The sequence below is a fragment of the Deinococcus multiflagellatus genome (genome assembly GCF_020166415.1).
Classification (GTDB): domain Bacteria; phylum Deinococcota; class Deinococci; order Deinococcales; family Deinococcaceae; genus Deinococcus; species Deinococcus multiflagellatus.
This window is the reverse complement of the sequence record NZ_JAIQXV010000001.1, coordinates 190,022-211,023: the sequence shown is the minus strand read 5'-3', so window position 1 is coordinate 211,023 and position 21,002 is coordinate 190,022. Positions and strand designations below refer to the sequence as shown.

Annotated in this window: 18 protein-coding genes; 7 read left to right on the top strand and 11 right to left on the bottom strand. The window is 69.5% G+C overall.

The genetic code is table 11. From position 1 onward, the window contains the following. Positions 1-12 precede the first annotated feature (12 nt). From K7W41_RS01005 to K7W41_RS00990, 4 genes are all read left to right on the top strand, one after another. A complete protein-coding gene (locus tag K7W41_RS01005) occupies positions 13-657 on the top strand; it encodes a monothiol bacilliredoxin BrxC family protein (protein ID WP_224603836.1) in 645 nt (214 codons plus the stop codon). 225 nt (positions 658-882) lie between these two features. Next, entirely contained in the window at positions 883-1,731 is an 849-nt protein-coding gene (locus tag K7W41_RS01000; RefSeq protein ID WP_224603834.1) for a hypothetical protein, read from the top strand. Further along, positions 1,728-2,138 (top strand): hypothetical protein, encoded by a 411-nt coding sequence (locus K7W41_RS00995; protein ID WP_224603831.1) that lies wholly within the window; start codon positions 1,728-1,730, stop codon positions 2,136-2,138. Before K7W41_RS01000 ends, K7W41_RS00995 begins: the two co-directional genes overlap by 4 nt. Positions 2,139-2,196: 58 nt before the next feature. Continuing rightward, entirely contained in the window at positions 2,197-3,846 is a 1,650-nt protein-coding gene (locus K7W41_RS00990) for a HAMP domain-containing protein (protein WP_224603829.1), read from the top strand. 65 nt (positions 3,847-3,911) lie between these two features. Here the strand turns inward: K7W41_RS00990 and K7W41_RS00985 are convergent, their stop codons facing one another. Beyond that, positions 3,912-4,364, bottom strand: coding sequence for a PA2169 family four-helix-bundle protein (locus tag K7W41_RS00985; RefSeq protein ID WP_224603827.1), 453 nt, complete (start codon positions 4,362-4,364; stop codon positions 3,912-3,914). A 274-nt stretch (positions 4,365-4,638) separates the two neighbouring features. Here K7W41_RS00985 and K7W41_RS00980 point away from each other — a divergent pair, with 274 nt between their 5' ends. After that, a complete protein-coding gene (locus K7W41_RS00980; RefSeq protein WP_224603825.1) occupies positions 4,639-6,300 on the top strand; it encodes an FAD-binding dehydrogenase in 1,662 nt (553 codons plus the stop codon). Positions 6,301-6,442: 142 nt separating this feature from the next. On the opposite strand, the gene K7W41_RS00975 is transcribed toward K7W41_RS00980, so the two are convergent. From K7W41_RS00975 to K7W41_RS00960, 4 genes are all read right to left on the bottom strand, one after another. Further along, positions 6,443-7,408, bottom strand: a complete 966-nt coding sequence (locus K7W41_RS00975; RefSeq protein WP_224603822.1) for a hypothetical protein — start codon at positions 7,406-7,408, stop codon at positions 6,443-6,445. A gap of 59 nt (positions 7,409-7,467) precedes the next feature. Then, the gene (locus tag K7W41_RS00970) at positions 7,468-9,732 is read right to left on the bottom strand and encodes a RelA/SpoT family protein (RefSeq protein WP_224603819.1); all 2,265 of its coding nucleotides are present in this window, start codon (positions 9,730-9,732) and stop codon (positions 7,468-7,470) included. A gap of 520 nt (positions 9,733-10,252) precedes the next feature. After that, positions 10,253-10,867 carry a hypothetical protein gene (locus tag K7W41_RS00965; protein WP_224603818.1) on the bottom strand — a complete coding sequence of 205 codons (615 nt, stop codon included), beginning with the start codon at positions 10,865-10,867 and terminating at the stop codon, positions 10,253-10,255. Between the two features lie 343 nt (positions 10,868-11,210). Continuing rightward, a complete protein-coding gene (locus K7W41_RS00960; protein ID WP_224603816.1) occupies positions 11,211-12,167 on the bottom strand; it encodes a hypothetical protein in 957 nt (318 codons plus the stop codon). A gap of 120 nt (positions 12,168-12,287) precedes the next feature. Between K7W41_RS00960 and K7W41_RS00955 the strand changes: the two genes are divergently transcribed. After that, positions 12,288-13,244, top strand: coding sequence for a DUF1152 domain-containing protein (locus K7W41_RS00955; RefSeq protein ID WP_224603815.1), 957 nt, complete (start codon positions 12,288-12,290; stop codon positions 13,242-13,244). On the opposite strand, the gene K7W41_RS00950 is transcribed toward K7W41_RS00955, so the two are convergent. From K7W41_RS00950 to K7W41_RS00940, 3 genes are all read right to left on the bottom strand, one after another. Beyond that, on the bottom strand, positions 13,186-13,662 hold the full coding sequence (locus tag K7W41_RS00950; RefSeq protein WP_224603814.1) for a hypothetical protein: 477 nt from the start codon (positions 13,660-13,662) through the stop codon (positions 13,186-13,188). The genes K7W41_RS00955 and K7W41_RS00950 overlap by 59 nt on opposite strands. Positions 13,663-13,706: 44 nt before the next feature. Then, positions 13,707-14,915 carry an acyl-CoA dehydrogenase family protein gene (locus tag K7W41_RS00945; RefSeq protein WP_224603813.1) on the bottom strand — a complete coding sequence of 403 codons (1,209 nt, stop codon included), beginning with the start codon at positions 14,913-14,915 and terminating at the stop codon, positions 13,707-13,709. Between the two features lie 195 nt (positions 14,916-15,110). Next, positions 15,111-16,775, bottom strand: a complete 1,665-nt coding sequence (locus K7W41_RS00940) for an acyl-CoA carboxylase subunit beta (protein WP_224603812.1) — start codon at positions 16,773-16,775, stop codon at positions 15,111-15,113. A gap of 69 nt (positions 16,776-16,844) precedes the next feature. Between K7W41_RS00940 and K7W41_RS00935 the strand changes: the two genes are divergently transcribed. After that, positions 16,845-18,203, top strand: a complete 1,359-nt coding sequence (locus tag K7W41_RS00935) for a cytochrome P450 (protein ID WP_224603811.1) — start codon at positions 16,845-16,847, stop codon at positions 18,201-18,203. On the opposite strand, the gene K7W41_RS00930 is transcribed toward K7W41_RS00935, so the two are convergent. The 3 genes from K7W41_RS00930 to K7W41_RS00920 all read right to left on the bottom strand — a co-directional run bounded on the left by K7W41_RS00930 (position 18,189) and on the right by K7W41_RS00920 (position 20,982). Further along, a complete protein-coding gene (locus K7W41_RS00930) occupies positions 18,189-19,088 on the bottom strand; it encodes a hypothetical protein (RefSeq protein ID WP_224603810.1) in 900 nt (299 codons plus the stop codon). The genes K7W41_RS00935 and K7W41_RS00930 overlap by 15 nt on opposite strands. A gap of 277 nt (positions 19,089-19,365) precedes the next feature. Then, on the bottom strand, positions 19,366-19,995 hold the full coding sequence (locus K7W41_RS00925; RefSeq protein ID WP_224603809.1) for a CoA transferase subunit B: 630 nt from the start codon (positions 19,993-19,995) through the stop codon (positions 19,366-19,368). Between the two features lie 78 nt (positions 19,996-20,073). Next, positions 20,074-20,982, bottom strand: a complete 909-nt coding sequence (locus K7W41_RS00920; protein WP_224603807.1) for an ADP-ribose pyrophosphatase — start codon at positions 20,980-20,982, stop codon at positions 20,074-20,076. Positions 20,983-21,002 lie beyond the last annotated feature (20 nt).

Sequence of the window (21,002 nt, the reverse complement as noted above, 5' to 3'; positions counted from 1 at the left end):
TATGCTGGAGGCATGACGCAGACCGCACAAGCCGACGCTCAGGTTCTGGTGCCCCTGACCACGCCCGAAGAGGTGGACCAGTTCCTGCAGGATTACCCGCTGGCCGCCGTCTTCAAGGCCGGCACCTGCCACAAGACCATGCAGGGCTTTGGGGTGGTGGAAACCTTCCTGCAGCGCTTCGAGCTGCCGGTGGGCTACATCCGCGTGGTGGACTGGCGCCCGGCCAGCAACCATGTGGCCCAGCGCACCGGGATCGTGCACCACAGCCCGCAGTTCATTCTGTTCCGGGGCGGCGAGGCGCAGTTTGAGGTGAACAACTGGGACATCACGCCGCAGGCCCTGACGCCCGTTTTTGAGGGCCAGGTGCCGCCCCGAGCCCAGAGCGGCAGCGTGGCCACCGACGACAACGTGGAGCCCTACCGCCGCCTGATGCGCGCTTACCTTGACGGGCAGCTCAGTGAGTGGGCTTTCCAGGACCAGTACGTGACCCTGTTCCGCGACGACGCCAGCCTGCGCAGCCAGCGCGAATTCGAGCTGCTCTCGCGCCTGTTCGGGGACCCGGACGCCTACCACGGCGGCCTGCACCAGCTGGGCGCCCCCCAGGCCCGGGGTGACCTGCGCGAGCGGGTTCAGGCGCTGCTGGCCGAACTGGGCTAGGCAGGCCCCGCCTGCCCGCCACGTGCTGGCGCAGGCGACTGACCCACGCTTGATCAACCTCGCTCTCAGCCGAACCTCACGTGGTGCCCCGGGCCCACGTGAGGTTTCGTACATGTGTAAGCGCGACGTAAGAGCCCCCGAGGTGAGATAGTGCAGTATCCACCCGGTCATGTTCTTTGTGCCTCGCCCCGACCAACTCTCATTCTGACCTCACCCGGAATTGCCATGCCAGAATCTGCTCCTGCTGCCATCCCACCCCTGAACCACGCGGTTGCCGTCCCCCAGGGCGACGCCGTGTACGCTGGCCTCAGCACCGACCATTACCCGTGGACGGAGGTGACCGCCGATCTGACGCTGCGCCAAGCCCAGGGCTTTACCGGGGTCTTTGACGCGTGGCAAAAAGGCCGCTGGGTCCGCTTTTTGTGGACGCGCGGCACCCTGCTGGGCGGCTACACGCACGGCGGCCAGCCGGTGCCCTGGGCGGTGGCCATGCAGGGCGTGCCCCGGGCGCGCATCAGCCTCGCGGCGCTGCCGGTGAATGTCACCGAGCTGCTGTGGGCCACCCGCGCGGCCCCCGGGCGCCCGGCCCCCGCCGCGTGGCCCGCCCTGAAAACGGAGCTGGAGCGCGAGTGCTTCCACGGCCTGCTGGTCTCGGGGCTCAGCTGCAGCTTCTGGTCGTTCGGGCGCTTTCTGGGCGGTGCGCTCCCCGAGGCCGGGGCGCCGTGCCTGCTGTACGCCACCGACGCGGAAGGCAACCGCGCGCAGTTCGTGAAGTTCTGGCAGGAGCTGCTGCAGGCCGTGCACCGCGTCTCGCCGCTGGACAGCGTGTGGCAGCAGGTGGCGGTGCGGCTTGCAGGTGATCACCCCTGCCTGGACCCGTTTGCCCAGGACATCAGCTTCCGGGGTGGGCAACTGACCATTGAAGACGAGGTGCCGGTGCGCGAGTTCCGGCCCGCCATGAACGCGGCGCTGCGCGCCATTCTGATGCGGCTGGGCCTGCGCCTGGCCGACGTTCCCGTGGGCGCCCTGCGTGAGCGCCCAGAATGGGCCGCCTCTGGCCTGGAGGTCGCATGACCCTGACGGTTCCCCACTGGCCTGAAGGCCTGACCGACGCCACGCCGCTGCCCTTTAACATCTGGCGCGTGATGACCCATGTGGACGGCGCCCGCGAGGTGGCCGAGGTGGCCCGGCTGGCCGGCATGACCGTGCCCGACGTGCAAGACCGCCTGCGCATGGCCGCCGACTGGGTCAAGCGCGCCACGCAGCACCACCAGCAGGTCTCCGACGAGATGGCCGACGCCGTGACCGCCTGCCTGACCCCCGTGGTGGGCCCCATGGCCGCCGTGATGGTGGACGAGGCGCTTGACGATCTGGGCGACGGCGGCACCCTGAACGGCCTGCTGTCGCACGTGGCGCGGCAGCTGAGCCCCGAACGGGTGCAGCAGTTTGCCCGCAACCTCCGCGCCCGGGGCCTGGCATGAGCCGCCCCGCCTTGCCCACCCCGCCACCCCCGATTCCCCTCACTCTGGGAGCCCACACATGAAGTACACCGTTGTCATCCGAGAAGCCGTCGCGCAGGACAAGAAGCAGGTGCTAGAGCAGCTGCTGCAGGATAAGTTCGGCCTGAACGCCGAGCAGGCCCAGCGCCTGGGCAGCCGCCGTTCCGGGCGCCTGATGAAGCCCACGGGCCGCGCCCGCGCCGAACTGCTGATGTCAATGTTTCAGCAGGTGGGGGCCAGCGTGGCGCTGGAAGAGGTGCGCGAGGAAACCGACATCCTGAGCGAGCCCTTTCAGGGCGTGGCGCCCAGCCGCCCGGTCGCCGCGCCCACGGCCCCCGACGACGCGCCGCTGGCGCCGCTGCAGACCCAGACCACGGCGTCGCAGGACATGGCCGATCTGCGCGCCTCGGCCATCTGGCCGGCGGTGCCGTTCGGCGAGAGCGGCCCGGACCAGAACCCCTTTGGAGGCGCGGCCGATCCTTTCGCGGCCCCGGCGACGCCGGGCGGCGGCCTGGACGCCGGGCTGGCCAGCGCCCTGGGCGGGCTGGACAGCGCGCCGGCAGGCTGGGGCGCTGGCGCCGGCACAGCGGTGATGGACCCGGTGGTGGCCCCGGTGGTGAGCGCCCCGGCGGCCCCCGAGCCCAGCGCAGATGTGTGGTCGGACTTTACCGGCGCCCTGACGCTGCACGACGCCACGCCGGCCGCCGCGCCTGCCCAGGCCGCCGAAGTGCCCCAGGCCATGGACACCATGGTGGTGACCCCGCTGGTGGACGAGGCGCCCAAGGCGACCAAACGCCGCACCAGCCTGGGCCAGCGCATGGCTGTGGGCGCCCTGGTGCCGCTGGGCATCTCCAGCGCCCTGACCCTGGGTGTGCTGGCTCTGACCCTGCCGCCGCTGCAGCAGGGCCTGGTGCAGCGCAACGCGCAGGCCGTGGCCGTGGCGGTCAGCAGCAACATCGACCCCAACCGTGGCTTCCAGCAGATTCAGCCGCAGCTGGACGCACTGGTGAACAACTCCAGCGTGGGCTTCGTGCAGGTCGAGTTGCGCGACGGCTCGCGCTACTTTGCCAGCCAGAACAGCGAGATCAACGACCTGCTGAACGCCGAAGTCAGCAACTGGTTGATCGAGAACCCCAACAAGAACAACTACCTCGCCACCATCTCGCCCGCCAAGGTGTACCAGGCGCGCGCCAACGAGATGAAGGAGATGGGCGGCACCGCCAACGACGTGCAAAAGCTGCAGGCGCTGGCCGACGACCCCAAGAACCAGAAGGCCACGAACGTGAACTTCATCGTGCAGCAGGTCACCGTGTCGCAGGAGAACGGCAAGCGCACCCTGGCTTCCGGGCGCTCCGTGGAAGGCAACGACAACCTGCTGTACACCGTGGCCGTGGGGGTGTCCAACGCCCAGCAGGCGGCGTCGCTGCGCAACACGCTGCTGCTGGTGCTGTTCGTGTCGCTGCTGGCGCTGGGTCTGGCCGCATACCTGGCGCTGCGGGCCGCCCGGCGCGTGGTAGAGCCCATTGAGCAGCTGGTGAAGATCGCCGACTCGATCAGCATGGGCGACCTGTCGCGCCCGGTGCAGGCCGAGCGCAACGACGAGATCGGGGATCTGGCCCAGGCCCTGGAACGCATGCGCCTGAGCCTGGACTCCGCGATGGAGCGCCTGCGCCGCCGCCGCCGGGGCTAAAACAAAGAGCAGCAATGGAGCGCGCCGCCCCTGTAACCGGGGCGGCGCGCTTTTCATGGCCTGGTTCAGCTGGCCTGCATGCTGTGCTTCATGTCGCGGATCTGGTCGTGGCTGGCCTTCACCTGGGCGTACTGCCCCTCCACGAAGGTGCGGATGTCGGCAGGCAGTTCGGCTTCTTTCAGCACGTCCTGGTAGTTTTCCACGGCCACGTCTTCACCGCGCTCGCACTCGGCGACCACCTGATAGTCGTCGCGGCCAGTCAGGGCGTCGCGCACGTTCAGCCAGGTGCGGTGCAGGGCGGCGCCCACGCTGCCGTGCTCGCGGGGCTTGTCGCCCAGGCGGCTGATGTGGCTTTCCACGTCGCCTGCCATCTGGGCGCGCTGCACGCTGCGCTCCATGAACAGCTGGCGCAGCTGGGGGTCGGTGGCGTGCTCGGCGGCGTCCTTGAAACCCTTCTCGCCGTCGCGCAGGGTGCCCAGCAGGTACTGCAGTTTGTCCAGCACAGTTTCGTTCGTCATGGTCATGGTAATCCCTCCGGTGGTGTGGAATGCCCCCGCTGCGGGGGTGGAACGGCCCCAGCGTAGGGTGAGAACACCGGCCTCACCTGACAGTTGGCCCAACGCGCCATTCACCGAAATTTGGCCCGCAATTGGGCGTTTTCACATCTGATAATGAAGAATCCCAATTTGCCTTGAGAAAAGGTGAAGGCTGGGGCTGCGGGCGCGAACCCGGCTGAACCAGGGCCGCCCGCCGAAAGGGCACCCGACCACCGCTGCCCTGTTTAAATGGGCCATGCCCACACTGGAGACAGACGTACTTGTGGTTGGCGCGGGTCTGGCCGGACTGGTGGCCGCCGCCGAACTGGCCGACGCCGGGCGGCGCGTGCTGCTGCTGGACCAGGAAGGCGAGCAGAACCTGGGAGGCCAGGCCTTCTGGTCGCTGGGGGGCCTGTTTTTCGTGGACAGCCCGGAGCAGCGCCGCCTGGGCATCCACGACTCGCCCGAACTGGCTCTGCGCGACTGGATGGCCACGGCCGCCTTTGACCGCCCCGAGGACCACTGGCCCCGGCAGTGGGCCCAGGCGTACGTGGACTTTGCAGCGGGCGAAAAGCGCGCGTGGCTGCACGGGCTGGGCATGCGCTGGTTTCCGGCTGTGGGCTGGGCCGAACGCGGCGGCGCGGGGGCGGGCCTGCCGGGCAACAGCGTGCCCCGGTTTCACCTCACCTGGGGCACAGGGCCCGGCGTGCTGGCGCCGTTCGAGCGCCGGGTGCGCGAGCATGTGCAGGCGGGCCGCATCCGGCTGCGCTTTCGCCACCGGGTGCGCGGGCTGAACATCACCGGCGGGGTGGTGCAGGGCGTGCACGGGGACGTGCTGGAACCCTCGGACGCCGCGCGGGGCGAGAGCAGTTCGCGGGTGGTGGTGGGTGACTTCAGCCTGAACGCCCAGGCGGTGCTGGTCACCTCTGGGGGTATTGGCGGCAACCACGCGCTGGTGCGCCACTACTGGCCCGCCGAGCGGCTGGGGCCCGCCCCCGCCTTCATGGTCTCTGGCGTGCCCCGGCATGTGGACGGTGCCATGCAGGAGGCGGTGCGCTCGGCCGGGGCGCGGCTGATCAACCCCGACCGCATGTGGCACTACACCGAGGGCCTGCGCAACTGGAACCCGGTTTGGCCGAACCACGGCATTCGCATCCTGCCCGGCCCCAGCAGCCTGTGGCTGGACCCCACGGGGCGGCGCCTGCCCTTCCCGCATTTTCCGGGGGCCAGCAGCCTGGATACCCTGGGGCACATCACCCGGCACGGCTACCCCTACACATGGTTTGTGCTCAACCGGGCCATCATCAAAAAAGAATTCGCCCTGTCCGGCAGCGAACAGAACCCGGACCTGACGGGCCGCAGCCTGCCGCTGACCCTGCGCCGTGTGGGCAAGGCGGTGCAGCCGCCCGTGCAGGCGTTCATGGACCGGGGCGCCGATTTCGTGGTGCGTGACACTCTGCCCGAACTGGTGGCAGGCATGAACGCGCTGACCGGCACCGACCTCGTGGACCTTGTGGTGCTGGAACAGGAGGTCCGGGACCGCGACCTGCAGCTGCGCAACGCGGCGGGCAAGGACCCGCAGCTGGCGGTGGTGCGCGGCGCGCGGCAGCTGCTCAGCGAGCGCCTGATCCGGGTGGCCAAGCCCGCGCCGCTGCTAGACCCGGCGGGCGGCCCGCTGATCGCCGTGCGCCTGAATATCCTCACGCGCAAGTCCCTGGGCGGGCTGGAAACCGACCTGCAGGGCCGGGTGCTGACCCAGGGCGGCCAGCCCATGCCGGGCCTGTACGCGGCGGGCGAGGTGGCGGGCTTTGGGGGCGGCGGGGTGCACGGCTACCGCGCGCTGGAGGGCACCTTCCTGGGCGGCTGCCTGTTCAGCGGGCGGGTGGCTGGGCGGGCCATCGCAGCGGCGGTGCGGTAAGGGGTGGTCAAAGCGGAAGCCTGGGGAACCGAAGGGGTTTAGTGACCCCGTGGGCGAACGAAATCCGTGTCCGATCCAGACCGTGTCGCAGACAGAGTGAAGAGGCTGCCCCTTGGCCCCAGGGTGACGCTGGTCCCCCCTCTCAGCCCAGCGCCAGGGTAAACGGGGTGTCCAGCCCGGCCTGCGCGGCTTCGCGGGCCACCTGGGGGGCATACCCCAGAGCCAGGGTCGCCTGATACGTGCGCCGGGCCAGGTCGCGCTCGCCCTGGGCGTCGCGTACCTGCCCCAGCCGGGCCAGCACCAGCCCCGCCAGACTGCGCGGCAGGTGGTCGGTCAGGGCGTGGGCGGCGCGTTCCAGACGGGCGCGGGCCGCTGCCAGCTCGCCCACCGCCAGATAAATGTGTGCCTCGGCGGCGTCCAGTTCGGCACGGGGCGTCACCGGGTCGCCCGCTTCCCGCTCCAGGGCCGCGAGCAGGCTGCCCAGGTCGTCACTGTCGCTCAGCTGCCACGCGCGGTCGGCCAGGGCCCGCAGGCGGCTGGTGTCGCCGGGGGCAAAGCCACTCAGGTCGGGCAAGGCCGCGCCGGGGAGCAGCGGCAACAGGCCGGGCAGGTCGTCCAGGGGCACCAGGGCCACGCCGCCCTGAGCGGCCAGGACCTGCGCCGTTTCTCCCAGGCGCCGGGCGCGCCAGCGGGTGCCGGGGCCCTCGTCCAGCGCCTCCCGTTCAGCGTCCAGACTGCGCCCAAGGGTGGTCAGAACGTCGGGGCTGATCGCCTGGGGCAGCGTGAGGGGGGCGGTGACCAGGGCAGCCAGCTCGCGCCCGGCCTGCGCGGCCCGCTTCAGGCGCTCGCGGCCCTGGGGGTACTGGCCCAGAAAGGACAGCAGTTGCTCGTGCTCGGCGTCGGCCCAGGACCAGTCGGGAGCGGCCTCGTGGAGGGCCACCCCGGCGGCGGGCAGGGCGTCGCGCAGGGGGTGGTCCGGGTCGCGGCCCGTGGCCCACCACACCTCCCGCGCGCCCAGGTGGCGCAGGGCCTCCACCACCGTGCCCGCGTTGAACTGGGGCTGCAGCCGCAGCAGGTCCCCCAGGTCGGGCAGCAGGGTCAGGGGCACAGGGGCCTCGGGGGACGGGCAGGGGGTCGGCGCATGGCCCGCAGTGTAGAGTGCCTGCGCTACGAGCCCGCGCCGTTGCGTTTGCGCCCGCCCACCCGCACCACGTCGGTCACACCGGGCACGGCCAGGATGGCGCGGCGCACCGCTTCCAGGTCACTCTGGCCCGCCACATGCAGTCTCAGGTGAATCACGGCGATTTCCTGGGCGCCCACCACGGCCTCTACCTTGGTGGGGCTGTGTTTCTCGCGCGCCAGCACACCCAGCACGTCGGCCAGCAGGCCCTGGCGGTCCGGGGCGATCACGTCCACATCCACCAGCATGGTGCCCGCCGTGCCCGCCTCCCAGGAGGCCGCCACGCAGCGTTCGGGCTCGTCTTTCAGGAGGCGGATCATGTTCGGGCAGTCAATGCGGTGCACGCTCACGCCGCGCCCGCGCGTCAGGTAGCCCATCACCTGATCGCCCCGGATGGGATTGCAGCACTGGCTGAGCTTGGTGTTGGTGGTAAAGCCCTCTACGTACACGCCGCCCGGTTCCGGCGCCCTGGGCACGGGCGCGCGGCGGCTGGGGGCGGGGGCCTGCTCCTGGGCCAGCTGCGGCGAGAGCACGCGCCCCACCCCGCTGGGGGTCAGTTTGCCGGCGTGCAGGGCCTGATACAGGTCGTCGGGGTTGCGGGTGCCCAGCAGTTTCTGCGTGGCGTCTTCCAGCAGCTTGGTGCGCATCAGCTGGCGCACGGCCAGCTGGCGCTTGCGCAGGTAGCGTTCCAGCAGGTCGTGGCCGTGCTGCAGCGCCTCGGTGCGTTCCTGCTGGCGGAAGTGGTGGCGAATCTTGGCGCGCGCCGAGCGGGTGACGGCAAAGTTCAGCCAGTCCTTGCTGGGGTGGCCGTTCTTGCTGGTTACGATCTCCACCATGTCGCCGTTGCCCAGGCGGTGCGACAGGGGCACAATCGAGCCGTTCACCCGCGCGCCCACCGTGGTTTCGCCAATCCGGGTGTGGATGTGGTAGGCAAAATCCACGGGCGTGCTGCCCGCCGGCAGGCTGATCGCCAGCCCCTTGGGCGTAAAGACACGCACCCGCTGCGACAGGATGTCGGTTTTCACCGCGTCCATGTAGTCGGAAGCGTCGTTGATCTCGTTTTGCAGTTCGCGCAGCTGGGCAATCCAGTTCTCGCGGTCCTTTTGCGCCAGCTGCGAGCCCTGCTTGTACATCCAGTGCGCGGCAATGCCGTACTCGGCCACCTCGTGCATGCGCCGCGAACGAATCTGCACCTCAATGGGCTGGCCGCTCTGGCTGATGACCGTGGTGTGCAGCGACTGGTAGCCGTTGGGCTTGGGCACGGCAATGTAGTCCTTGAAACGCCCAGGCAGCGGCGTCCAGATGGAATGCACAATGCTGACCGTGTGGTAACAGATGCGCTTTTCGCGGGTGGCCTCGGCACGCTCGCGCCGGGCGTCGTCGGTGCCAGGGGGCACCACGAGGTCACGCGGGGTCAGCATCACGCGGATGGCCAGCAGATCGAAAATCTGCTCCAGGCCCTTGCCCTCGCGCTTCATCTTGTTGTGGATGCTCCACAGGTGCTTGCTGCGCCCGGCAATGTCAATGTCGGCCACCCACTCGGGCAGTTCCAGATCGTCTTCCAGGGCGGCGCGCAGGTCGGCCACCGCGCGGGTGATCAGTGCGTCGCGCTCGTCCTGGCGGGTGCGCAGGCGCGACTGCAAGTAGGCGTAGTCATCCGGGTGCAGGTACTGAAAACTCAGGTCTTCCAGTTCCCACTTGATCTGCCCAATCCCCAGGCGGTGGGCCAGCGGCGCGAAGATGTCCATGGTTTCGCGCGCAATGCGCACCTGCTTTTCGGGCTTCATGGAGCCCAGCGTGCGCATGTTGTGCAGGCGGTCGGCCAGCTTGACCACGATGATGCGGATGTCGCCGGTCATGGCAATCAGCATCTGGCGCAGGTTCTCGGCCTGCACGTCGCGCCCGGTCTCGCTGACCTCGGCGCTCTGCGAGCCCTGCTTGGAGAGCTTGCTGACCTTGGTCTCCCCTTCCACAATGCGCCGCACATCGGGGCCGAACTGGCTTTCGATCAGCTCGAAGGTCACGCCGTCCACGTCTTCCACGGTGTCGTGCAGCAGCCCGGCCATGATGCTGTCGGTGTCCATGCCCAGGCGCGCCAGAATGACCGCCACCGCCACCGGGTGCGTGATGTAGGGCTCGCCGCTCTTGCGGTTGACCCCGGCGTGGGCGTCGCGCGCAAAGATATACGCCGCTTCTACCCGCGCCCTGTCGTCTTCGGGGCGAGACGCGATCAGCGCGCGCAGCTCTCCCATTCCATGATCGCCGTCCACCACGCCCCGCACAATAGCGCCTGAAGCCTGAGACAGATTCTGTGCAGGGCCGCAGCCGCCAAAGCAGAACAGGACGCCCCTGCACGTCCCGGGTGTTTCCCTCTCCTGCCAGTCAACACCTGCCGGCACGCGCGTGGGCAGATTACAGAGGCGGCCTGAAACCCACCCCAACAGAAACACGCCCACCAGTGCGGTGGGCGGAAGAGTGCAAGGAAGAGAAAATCCAGTGATCCAATCAGCGGCGCTGTCGCTCGCGCACGCGGACGGGCACCGGCACGGGCTGGGGTTGCGGGCTCCCCTGGAGCACCTCGCGCAACCACTCCACAAATTCGCGCAGGCCCTTCATGTCGCCATTGTAGGCCCCGCGCTCTGACACAGATGGCACGGGGCTTACCATCATTTCATTCATGGGTAAACGTTAAGCCGTCGTCAGGCGGCGCAGGCGACGCGCGGTTTCGGCGGGCAGGGGGTGTCGGGCGCCGGGCATGGCCAGCACCTGGGTCTAGACTGGCCAGTGGTCCTCTGCTGCGCCCTGGCACAGCACCACCGCGCTCAGGCGGGGCTGGCGCTGGGCAAAAGCGCGGCCGTCCAGGGTCGGGGTGGGCTGCCCGGCCGCTGCCTGCAGCAGACCCAGCGCGCGGCGCAGGAGCCCAGCGGCGTCGCCAGCCTCTGGGGGCAGCACCGCCGCAAGAACAGTGCTGGCGCCCGGCGGCCACTGTCCGGCCTTGTCGGCCAGGGTGCGGGCGAGTTTCATGGTCAGGGCGTCGGGACTGGCCGCCGGGTGCAGGCGCGTGACCTCCAGAAACCAAGCGCCGCTGCCGTCCGGTGCGGCCACGCGGAAATCGGGTCCACGTCCCCCACTGGCGGCCAGTGGTTCGTACGCCAGCGTCCAGCGCCGTTCCTGCAGCAGCCACGCCGCCAGCGCCAGTTCGGCGGCGAGGTCCGCCTGGGCCTCCGGGCCAGTGGCCTGCCGGAGCTTGCGCCGCACCTTGGTCTCGTGGGCCGCCAGGAACGGTGCAAACCCGGGCGAACGGTGGGCCCAGGCCAGCAGCGCCGGGGTCAGCGGGTGCGCGCCGCCCAGGGCCGTGATCAGGGCGGCGTGCCGCTGCGGGGCCATACCAGACGGTAGCGCGGGAGCGGGCTGGGCGCAGAACGGGCCCCCCCTCATCCTGGCCGCGGTCTTCCGTGACGCCGAAGGGAGCAAAGCCCCCCCTGGCCGCCCAGCCAACTGCCCTCTGTGGCGGTCACTCGCGCCTTCCGCACCCCATGACCTGATGGGTTCACCTTCCGGTCATGGGGTGACCGCTCAGAGCCCACGAACCCACAGGTCCCCCAGGGGGCTTCCTGCAAAGCCTCCGGTGCAAACGAGGGGGACGGCCTGAACAGAGAGCGGCCTGGGCAGTGTCCAGGGGCGGCGTTCAGGACCCAGGGTGAACCGGGCCGCCGCTGTGGGGCCGCGTTCAGTACAGGTCTTCCACCTTCTCCACAGTAATCTGCAGGTCGGCGCTTTCATCGTTGCCGTCGCCCGGCAGGGTCCATGAGGTGGGGCCCTGGGGTTTGTCCTGCACGGCCTTCAGCAGGTCGAATTTGGCGCCGGGGTGCTGCCACAGCAGGTCGGTCTTCGAGAGCGAATCGCGGTCCACGATCCGGCCCGCCACCGACAGAAACCGGGCGTCAGGATTGGCGAACGGGATGTCCACGATGATCGTCTCGCCGGCAAACTGCGTGCCCTTGCCCGCCGAGTTGTTGTACAGGTTCAGTTCGCCCGTGTTGTACCGGATAGGGCCGTACAGTTCCACCGTGTTGTCGGCAAAGCCGTCGTCTGCGTTCGTGACCACGAGGCGGCTGCTGACCCGCACCCGGACGCCAGTGGGTTTGGGGGGCTGCGTAGGCTGAACGGGTTTGGCTGTTTGTGCACTTGGCGGGGGCCAGATGCCCTTGTTCAGCGTGAGCGTCATGGTGCGGAAACTGCCCAGATTTGTTCCCGTGGCCACCAGCACCTCGCCGGCCGGGGTGAACTTCACGGGCGCGGGGGGCCGCCCCAGGAAATTCTTGCCGTCCAGCTTCAGACCCATCAAGGCGCTGCCGTCCGGGTTCAGGGTGAGGCTGAGGGTGGCGCCGGTGTTCAGGAAGGGCTTGCCGGTGTTCCACAGCACCGGAAACTCGCCGCTGAGTTGCGGCGCGACCGCCGTGCCGCCCAGGTCCAAAGGCCCGCTGCCGTAGGCCACCACGGTGCGGTCGGCTGTCTGGGCGGGCAGGGCCGACACCAGGGTCACGGTGGCGTAGACCACCGCGCGCGTGTCCTTGGCGACGGTGCCGGTGCGGGCGTAGTTCAGGGCGTCCGAGACGAAGGGAATGGACTGGGCCAGGGCGCTGCCAGAGAGCAGCAGGACGGCACTAAGCAGAACTCGGTTCATAGGACACCTCCGGGGAAGCCGCAGCCTCATGGGCCAGAGGATGCCAGGGCCAGAGTTGCGCGGGCGTTGCAGGGCCGGGAATGGTCACGCAACGCCGCACCGGTCTGGAAGAATGGAGGCATGCTCAGCGCGGTGCAGCCCCCCTTTTTCAAGGCACTGGCGTCCAGCCGGCGCATCCTGATCGCAGGCATGGGCGGCGGCTTCGACGTGTTCTGTGGCCTGCCGCTGTACTTTGCCCTGAAGGCCGAGGGCAAGGCCGTGTTCCTGGCCAATTACTCCTTTACCAGCCTGCCCTATGTGCCCCGGCCCCGTCTGGCGCAGGCGGTGTTTGAGGTGACCCCGGACCTGCTGGTCACGCCGGGCGAGTATTTCCCGGAATACTGGCTCAGCCGCTGGCTGCGCACCCAGGGCGAGCCGGACACCGTGTATGCCTTTCGCAAGGTGGGGGCCGCGCCCCTGAACACCGCCTACAAAGCGCTGGTCCGGCACCTGCAGGTGGACACCGTGCTGCTGGTGGACGGCGGCACCGATTCCCTGATGCGCGGCGACGAGGTGGACCTGGGCACCCCCCATGAAGACGCCACCAGCCTGGTCGCGGTGAACGAACTGGAGGGCGTTCAAAAACTGCTGGCCTGCCTGGGCTTTGGCATCGACCGCTTTCACGGGGTCTGCCACGCGCACTATCTGGAGGCCGCAGCGGAACTTACGCGGGCAGGCGCCTACCTGGGGGCCTTCAGCCTCACGCCGGACATGGCGGCCGTGCAGAAATACCGCGACGCCTGCGAGGCCGTGTTTCAGATGATGCCCCGGTATACCAGCATCGTGAACAGCAGCATCCTGAGCGCGGTGGAGGGGCAATACGGTGACCACCACGTCACCAGCCGCACGCAGGGCAGCGAATTGTGGATCAACCCCCTGATGGGCCTGTACTGGACCTTTGACCTGGGCGCGGTGGCCCGGCGGCTGCAGTATTACGACGCCATGCGTAGCACCCAGACCCTGACCGATGTGGGCCGGGTCATTGAGTCTCACCGGGACTCGGTTCAAATCCGGCCCCGCGTGACGATTCCGGTGTGAACAAGTCCAGAGTCACGTTCCAGAGCCGCCTCTCGTGAACGGACAGCAGGGCGCCGGACGGGCTCTGCCAGAGCTGACTTTCCCCTGCTTCCACCATCAGATCGAGTGGAATGCCTTCGACTTGGCACCAATGCAGCAAGCGGTCTCTGTCCTGCGCCCAATCAAACCCGCACCAGTTGATGAGGTCGGACGGCTCGTGCGGGGCGGTGAGTTCCAGACTGTTCAGCAGCCCCTCGAAAAACCAGAACACGAGCTTACCCTGCATGAGGTGCGTGGCGACCCTGCTTGTTGCGGCGGCATCAAACGGCACGCGGAACCGGACAAGCACCTGCTCCATCCGGTCATCGGAGCGCAGAGGCAATTTGTTCCGCGCCAGCAGCAACGTTTGAAGCGAAATGGTCTTGAGGCGCGGCACCATCACAGGATGGTCGCCGCGCCTCAGGCTGAAATCGGTCGCCTGGCTTATTCCGCGAAGCGTTTCAGCACGTCGCGGCTGATCACCAGACGCTGCACTTCGTCGGTGCCCTCGCCAATGCGGGTCAGGCGATTGTCGCGCCAGAAACGCTCGACGGGGTATTCCTTGATGTAGCCGTACCCGCCCAGCATCTGAATCGCCTCGTCGCAGGCTTCCACGCCCACCGTGGTGGCGTACAGCTTGGCGCGGGCCACGGGCACGGTGAAGTTCATGCCGGCATCTTTCAGGTCGGCGGCCTTGCGGATCAGCAGGCGGGCGGCTTCCAGCTTGGTGTCCATGTCGGCCAGGCGGAAGGCGAGGTTCTGGTTGTGGGCAATGGGCTTGCCGAACTGCTCACGGCCCATGGTGTAGCGCGCGGCGTATTCATAGGCGGCGCGGCCCAGGCCCAGGCCCATCGCCGCAATGCCCACGCGGCCACCGTCCAGCACCTTCATCACGTCCTTGAAGGCGTTGCCGCGCTCACCCAGCAGGGCGTCAGCGGGCAGATGAATATCCTCGAAGATCAGCTGCGCGGTGTCGCTGGAGCGCAGGCCCAGCTTGTCTTCCTTGCGGCCAATGGAAAAGCCCTGCACCTCGTCGCGGTTGAACACGAAGGCCGAGATGCCGTCGTTCTTGCCCTTGCCGGGGCGGGCGGCGTCGGTGCGGGCCAGCACCACGTAGGTGCCGCCCACGCTGCCCTGGGTGATGAAGTTCTTGGAGCCGTTCAGAATCCAGCTGCCGTCGGGTTGTTCCACGGCGCGCGACTGCATCCCGCCGCTGTCGCTGCCGCTGCCGGGTTCGGTCAGCCCCCAGGCCCCCAGCTTCTTGGCGCTGGCGAGGTCGGGCAGGAACTTGGCCTTCTGCGCCTCGGTGCCGCCAATCAGGATGTGGCCCTGGCACAGGCTGTTGTGGCTGGCGACCGTCAGGCACAGGCTGCCGTCCACCGCCGCAATCTCTTCGATGATCATGGCGAAGGTGGCGGTGTCCAGGCCGGCCCCGCCGTACTCCTCGGGCGTCTGGGCGCCCATGATGCCCATCTCGCCCAGTTCGCGCACGATCTCGAACGGGAATTCGCCCGTCTGGTCACGCTCGGCGGCGCCGGGCTCCACCTTGTTTTTCAGGAAGCTTTTCAGCGCGCTGATGATGGTGCGCTGGTCGTCGTTGAGGGGGGCGGTGTTGGGGTTGGCGGCGTCGGGGCGGGACAGGGTGCTGGTCATGGGGGGCTCCTTTGGGGGGCGGGGGGAAATTTGCTTTTCTGCTCCTCCCCCCTTGCGGGGGAGGCGGGGAGGGGGGTAAGGCCGACGGTATCCGGCGGGGCTGAACGGTGTGGCAAGGCAACGTGCTCAGATGAACGATGGTCACACGCCCCCTCACCCCAACCCTCTCCCACCAGGGGAGAGGGAGCGGAACACCTACACCTGAAACACACCCACCCGGAACTCGTCCTGCTCGGGGTTCTGGGCGCAGGCTTCGAGGGCACGGATCAGGCGGTCGCGGGTGTCGTTCGGCGGAATGATCTCGTCCACCCACAGGCGGGCGGCGGCGTAGCGGGGGTCCAGTTCGGTGTCGTACTTGGCCTTTACCTCATCGTACAGGCGCTGCAATTCCTCGTCGTCGGGCTGGTGCCCCGCGCGCTTCAGGGCGGCCAGTTGAATATCCAGGAGCGTCTTGGCCGCCGCGTTGCCGCTCATGACGGCGTACTTGGCGCTGGGCCACGCGAACAGGAAGCGCGGCGCGTAGGCCTTGCCGTTCATGGCGTAGTTGCCAGCCCCAAAGCTGCCGCCCGTGATGATGGTGATCTTGGGCACCACCGAGTTGCTCACGGCATTCACCAGCTTGGCGCCCCGGCGGATAATGCCTTCCTGTTCGCTGTCGCGGCCTACCATAAAGCCGGTCACGTCCGACAGGAAGACCAGCGGCACCCCGGCCTGATTGGCGTCCATGATGAAGCGCGCGGCCTTGTCGGCGCTGTCGCCGTAGATCACGCCGCCCACCTCAATGCGGGTGCGCAGGCCGGGCTCGCCGCCGCTCTTGAGCTTCTTCTTGATCACCGTGCGCTGGTTCGCCACAAACGCCACTGGGTAGCCGCCCGCGCGGGCAAAGCCGCACACCAGCGTCTCGCCGTAGTCGGGTTTGAATTCGTGGAATTCGCCGCCGTCCACCAGGGCGGTGATCAGGTCGCGCACGTCGTAGGTTTTGCCCCCGTCAAAGCCCACGAGGTCGGTCAGGTCGCGTTCGGGGGCGGACACCGTGGCCTTGCGCCGCCTCGCAAAGGGGGCCACCTCGCCCTGCGCATACAGGTCGGCCAGGGCGCGGATGCGCTTCAGGGCCGCCTCATCATCGGGTTCCTTGTAGTCCACAGTGCCGGCAATCGAGGCGTGCATACTGGCGCCGCCCAGATCCTCGCTGTCCACGACCTGCCCAATGGCCGCCTTGACCAGCGCGGGCCCGGCGAGGTACAGCCCGGAGCCCTCGGTCATGATCAGGGTGTCGCACATGACGGGCAGATACGCCCCGCCCGCCACGCAGTTGCCCATGATGGCGGCAATCTGGGGAATGCCCCGGGCGCTCATGCGGGCGTTCAGGTAGAACACGCGCCCGAAGTCGTCCTGGTCGGGGAAAATCTCGTCCTGCATGGGCAGGTAAACGCCTGCGCTGTCCACCAGGTACACGACGGGCAGGTGGTTTTCCAGGGCGATGGTCTGCGCGCGGATCACCTTCTTGGCCGTGATGGGAAAGAAGGCGCCGGCCTTCACGGTGGCGTCGTTCGCCACGATCATCCAGGGGCGCCCGGCAATCGTGCCAATCCCGGTCACAGTGCCGCCCGAGGGGCAGCCGCCCACGTCCTCGTACATGCCGTAGCCGGCAAATGTCATCAGTTCGTCGAAGGGCGTGCCCTCGTCCACCAGCCGCGCAATACGCTCGCGGGCGGTCAGGCGGTTTTTCTCGTGCTGGCGCTGCTGGGCCTTGGGGCCGCCGCCCGAGCGCACCCGCGCCTGATCGGCGGCGAGGCGGGCCAGGGCGTCAGGCCAGGGGGCGGGCGGCGCGGCGGGCGCGCTGGGGTCGGTCTGCGTCATCTGTGGCCCCAGTCTAACAAACGCCCGTTAGGAGAAGTGGGGGCTGGGCAACAGGCGCCATACTGAGGCATGACCCTTCCTGCTGGCTGGCCCCCTGGGCCGCCCCCGCGTGGGCCCCTGGCTTCCTGGCTGGGCCATGTGCCCGAACTGCGCCGCGACGCCCTGGGCTTTTTGCGCCACAGCCGCGCGGCCTACGGCGACCTGTTCCGCATTCGCATGGGCCCGCGCGACGTGCTGGTGGTGGCCTCGCCAGAAGCCGCGCGCGAGGTGCTGGTGGACAAGGCCGCCTTTTTTCGCAAGGGGCGCGGCATTCAGAAGATGCAGCCGTTTCTGGGCACCGGCCTGCTGACCGCCGAGGGCGAAACGTGGCGCACCCACCGCCGCCTGATGCAGCCTGCCTTTCACCGCGCGGCGCTGGAGGGCATGGCCGAGGCCATCGTGGCGTCCACCTCTCCCCTGCTGGACCGGCTGGCGAAGGCGGCACAGAGCGGCGAACCGGTGGACGTGGGGCGCGAGATGCTGCATGTGACCCTGCGCGCCGTGGCGACTGCGCTGTTTGGCACCGCCCTGGCCGATGACGACCTGGCGGTGGTGGAGCGCGAACTGCCCCCGCTGCTCTCGCGCACCGCCGACCGGGTACGGTCCCCTGTGGACTGGCGCCTGCCCACGCCCGGAGAACGCCGGGCCCAGGCGGCGGGGGCGGCGCTGGACCGCGTGGTTCACCGGATCATCGCGGCGCGGCGCGCGGCGGGGTCCGGCGGGCACGACCTGCTGGGGCAGCTGCTGGCGGCGCGTGACGAGGGCGGCACTGGCCTGAGCGACGCCGAGCTGCGCGATGAGGTCATGACCCTGTTCCTGGCCGGACACGAGACGACCGCCACCCTGCTCACGTTCCTGTTCCTGATGCTGGCCCGCCACCCGGAGGTGCGCGCGCAGGTGCAGGCCGAGGTGCGCGCAGAGCTGGGCCAGGGCGCCCCGGGCGCCGCGCAGGTGCGGGCCCTGCCGCTGCTGCAGGCCTGCATTCAGGAGACACTGCGCCTGTACCCGCCCGCGTGGCTGCTGCCCCGGCAGGCCACCGGGCCCGTGACGGTGGGCGGCGTGCCACTGGCGGAGGGCGCGCACGTGAGCGTGAATGTCTTTTTGCTGCAGCGCTGCAGCCGCCACTGGCCAGAGCCGGGCGCCTTTCGCCCACAGCGCTGGCTGGGCCTGACCCGCACCCCCGACGCCTTTCTGCCCTTTGGCGCCGGCGCCCGGATGTGCATTGGCAACCACCTCGCCCTGCTGGAAAGCGCGCTGATCGCCGCGCTGGTGCTGCGCGACTTCACGCTGGAGGTGCCCGGCGGCGGACCACAGGGGCTGGCGGCGGGCCTGACCCTCAAGCCGGACGGGGCGGTGCTGGCGCGGGTCCGCGCGCTACCGCCCACCTGAAGACGGCGGCAACGCCTGTTCCAGCGCCGGGGGCAATTCGGGCAAATCGGGGAACACCACCCAGCCGGGCCAGTGGTACGGGCGGTGGACGCGCTGGGCACTGTAGGGCGGCTCGGTCGGCTGCCAGGGGGTGAGCTTGCGGTGCTCGCCGGGGGTAAAGACCGCCGCGTAGGCCCGCATGCCGGGGCGCACCCGTTCGGTCAGGTGGACCACCAGCAGCGGCGCGCTGGCACGCAGGGTCAGCGGGCGAGGCCGGCCCTGCTGGTCCCGGAAACAGCGGGTGACGCTGGCGCGCACGCCGTCCACCACGAAGTCGGCCGGCAGTTCGGCGCGGCCGGGGATCAGCGCGGGCCTTCTGGCCCAGAAGGTCTGGGCGGCGCTGGCCCCAGAAAAGCCGCTGTCTGGGCGCAGAAAGGAGTCGCCCTGCAGGCCCCGGCAGTCCACCCGCACCGCTGGAGCGAAGGCGAAGAGCACCGCCCCGCCCACCAGCACGAACGGCGCCGCTGGGCTGGCCAGCAGTGGCGGGGCGCCCTGGGCCAGCCGGCGCGCCAGGGTGCCCAGCAGCCACAGCAGGACCGCACCCGGTCCCAGAAGCACCAACGCCCCGCCCAGGCCGATAGGCAGAGGATTGTTGGGTGAGGTGGTCATGCCCAGCAGCAGCAGGCCGCCGCCCAGCAGCCACAACATGCCGGCGGCCAGTAGCAGCAGGGCCAGCAGGCGCAGAAAGCCGGCCACGCCCCGGGCGCCGCCCACTCCGGCGGCCAGCCCCAGGGCCGCCCCCAGCCCAGCGGCCAAGACGACCCCACCCGGCAGGCCAAACAGGAACCAGCCCAGCCCGTAGCCCAGGGGCAGGGCCAGCACGGTCAGCAAGGGGGCGCGGCGCATCTGCCGCAGCATAGGAGGGGCGGGATCGCGGCGCGTGCAGGGTTGACCACTCGGGCAGGGAGGTGCGGCGCCAGGGCGACCCATTGCCAGAGCGGCCCAGGAAGCAGTTCTCCCGCACGTTGGTCATCCAGAGGGGGTCTTTTTCGACCCTTTCCCCTGCCTGGGCCTCCGAGCGCGACGCCGCAGCGGGAAGCGAACGGCCCAGGCTCTTTCCCCTTCCCCCTCAACAGCAACCAGGGGCCCCCCGGAGGCACCCCTGGTCAGCTTTCCTGGATGCTTACGCGTGAACGGGCGCGCCGGTCTTGGCCTGCAGTTCGTCCAGGGTCACGCCGGGGGCCAGTTCCACCAGTTTCAGGCCTTCAGGGGTCACGTCCAGCACGCCCAGGTCGGTGATAATCCGGTCCACCACGCCCTTGCCGGTCAGGGGCAGGGTGCATTCGGGGAGGATCTTGTGGGCGTCCCCCTTGGCGGTGTGTTCCATCAGCACCACCACGCGCTGCACGCCAGCCACAAGGTCCATGGCGCCGCCCATGCCCTTGACCATCTTGCCGGGAATCATCCAGTTGGCGAGGTCGCCGTGTTCGCTCACCTGCATGGCGCCCAGAATGGCGAGGTTCACGTGCCCGCCCCGGATCATGGCAAAGGAATCGGCGCTGGAAAAGAAGCTGGCGCCGGGCAGGGCGGTGACCGTCTGCTTGCCCGCGTTGATCAGGTCGGGGTCTACCTCGGCTTCGGTGGGAAAGGGGCCAATGCCCAGCAGGCCGTTTTCGCTTTGCAGCATCACCGATACGCCCTCGGGGATATGGTTGGCCACCAGCGTGGGCAGGCCAATGCCCAGGTTCACGTAGTAGCCGTCACTCAGTTCGCGCGCGGCGCGGGCCGCCATCTCGTCTCGGGTCCAGGGCATAGGGGCCTCCTTGGGGCGCAGGGTTCAGGGTGGAAATCCGCTGGCAGCTTGCGGCGCGGCGGCGGGGGGTGTCAAGCGTCAGCGGCCGGGCGCAGGCGTGCGCAGCCGCGCCAGGATCACCGCGTGGTCCTCAAAGAAGGCGCGCGGGCGCCGCAGCGCGCTGTCCAGCAAGACGGGCCGGGTGCCAGGGGGCGGCGCCGAGACCGGCACCACATGGGCCACCGCCGGCCACCCCAGCGAGCGGGCCGGGTGATCGAAGACGGCGGCCGAGACGGGAAGCGGGGCACCCGGAGGCAGTACCTCGCCTGGCAGCGCCAGCAGCCCCGCGCCGATGGGCCCCGGGCGCCGCCCCAGCCACACCCGCGCGGTCTGGCCTGGCCCGGCATGGTCAAGGAACAGGCGCAGCACCTCGTGCCGGGGCCCGGAGCCGCGCCGGGCTTTCTGCTCGGCCTGCACCGCCTGGAATTCGGCCTGCAGGCGGGCGAACGCTGGTGTGGCCCGGAACGCCTGCAGGAAGGCGGCCACCGGGGGCGGGGTCCAGGCCGGGAGGGCCTCACCCGCAAACAGGGCGGCGCGCAGGGCCGTGGCGTTCAGGTCGCCCTGGGCAGAAACGGGCGCCCGTTCCCACTCGGGAAACCAGCGCAGGTAGGCGCTGCTGGCGTCCTTTTCAAAGCCGGTCAGCACCACTCTGGCGGACCCGGTGCGCTGGGCCAGGCCCTCCACTTCGGCGCGCACCCGGGCGGCCCAGCGCCCGGCGTCAAAGTCATCAGGCAGCGGGCGCAGGTGCAGCCCGGTCAGGGGCACCCCCTGGGCGGCCAGGGCGCGGCGGATCAGGCGGGCACGTTCGGCGGCGCTCCAGGGGTTCTTAACGCTGCGGGCCAGATTGGCGCTGCCCAGCAGCACCAGCAGCTGGCCGTGCCCGGCCAGGGCCGCGCGCATGGTGTGCAGGTGCGCGGCGTGCGGCGGCTGAAAGCGCCCGATGTACACAGCCAGCGTCCGGGCCGCGT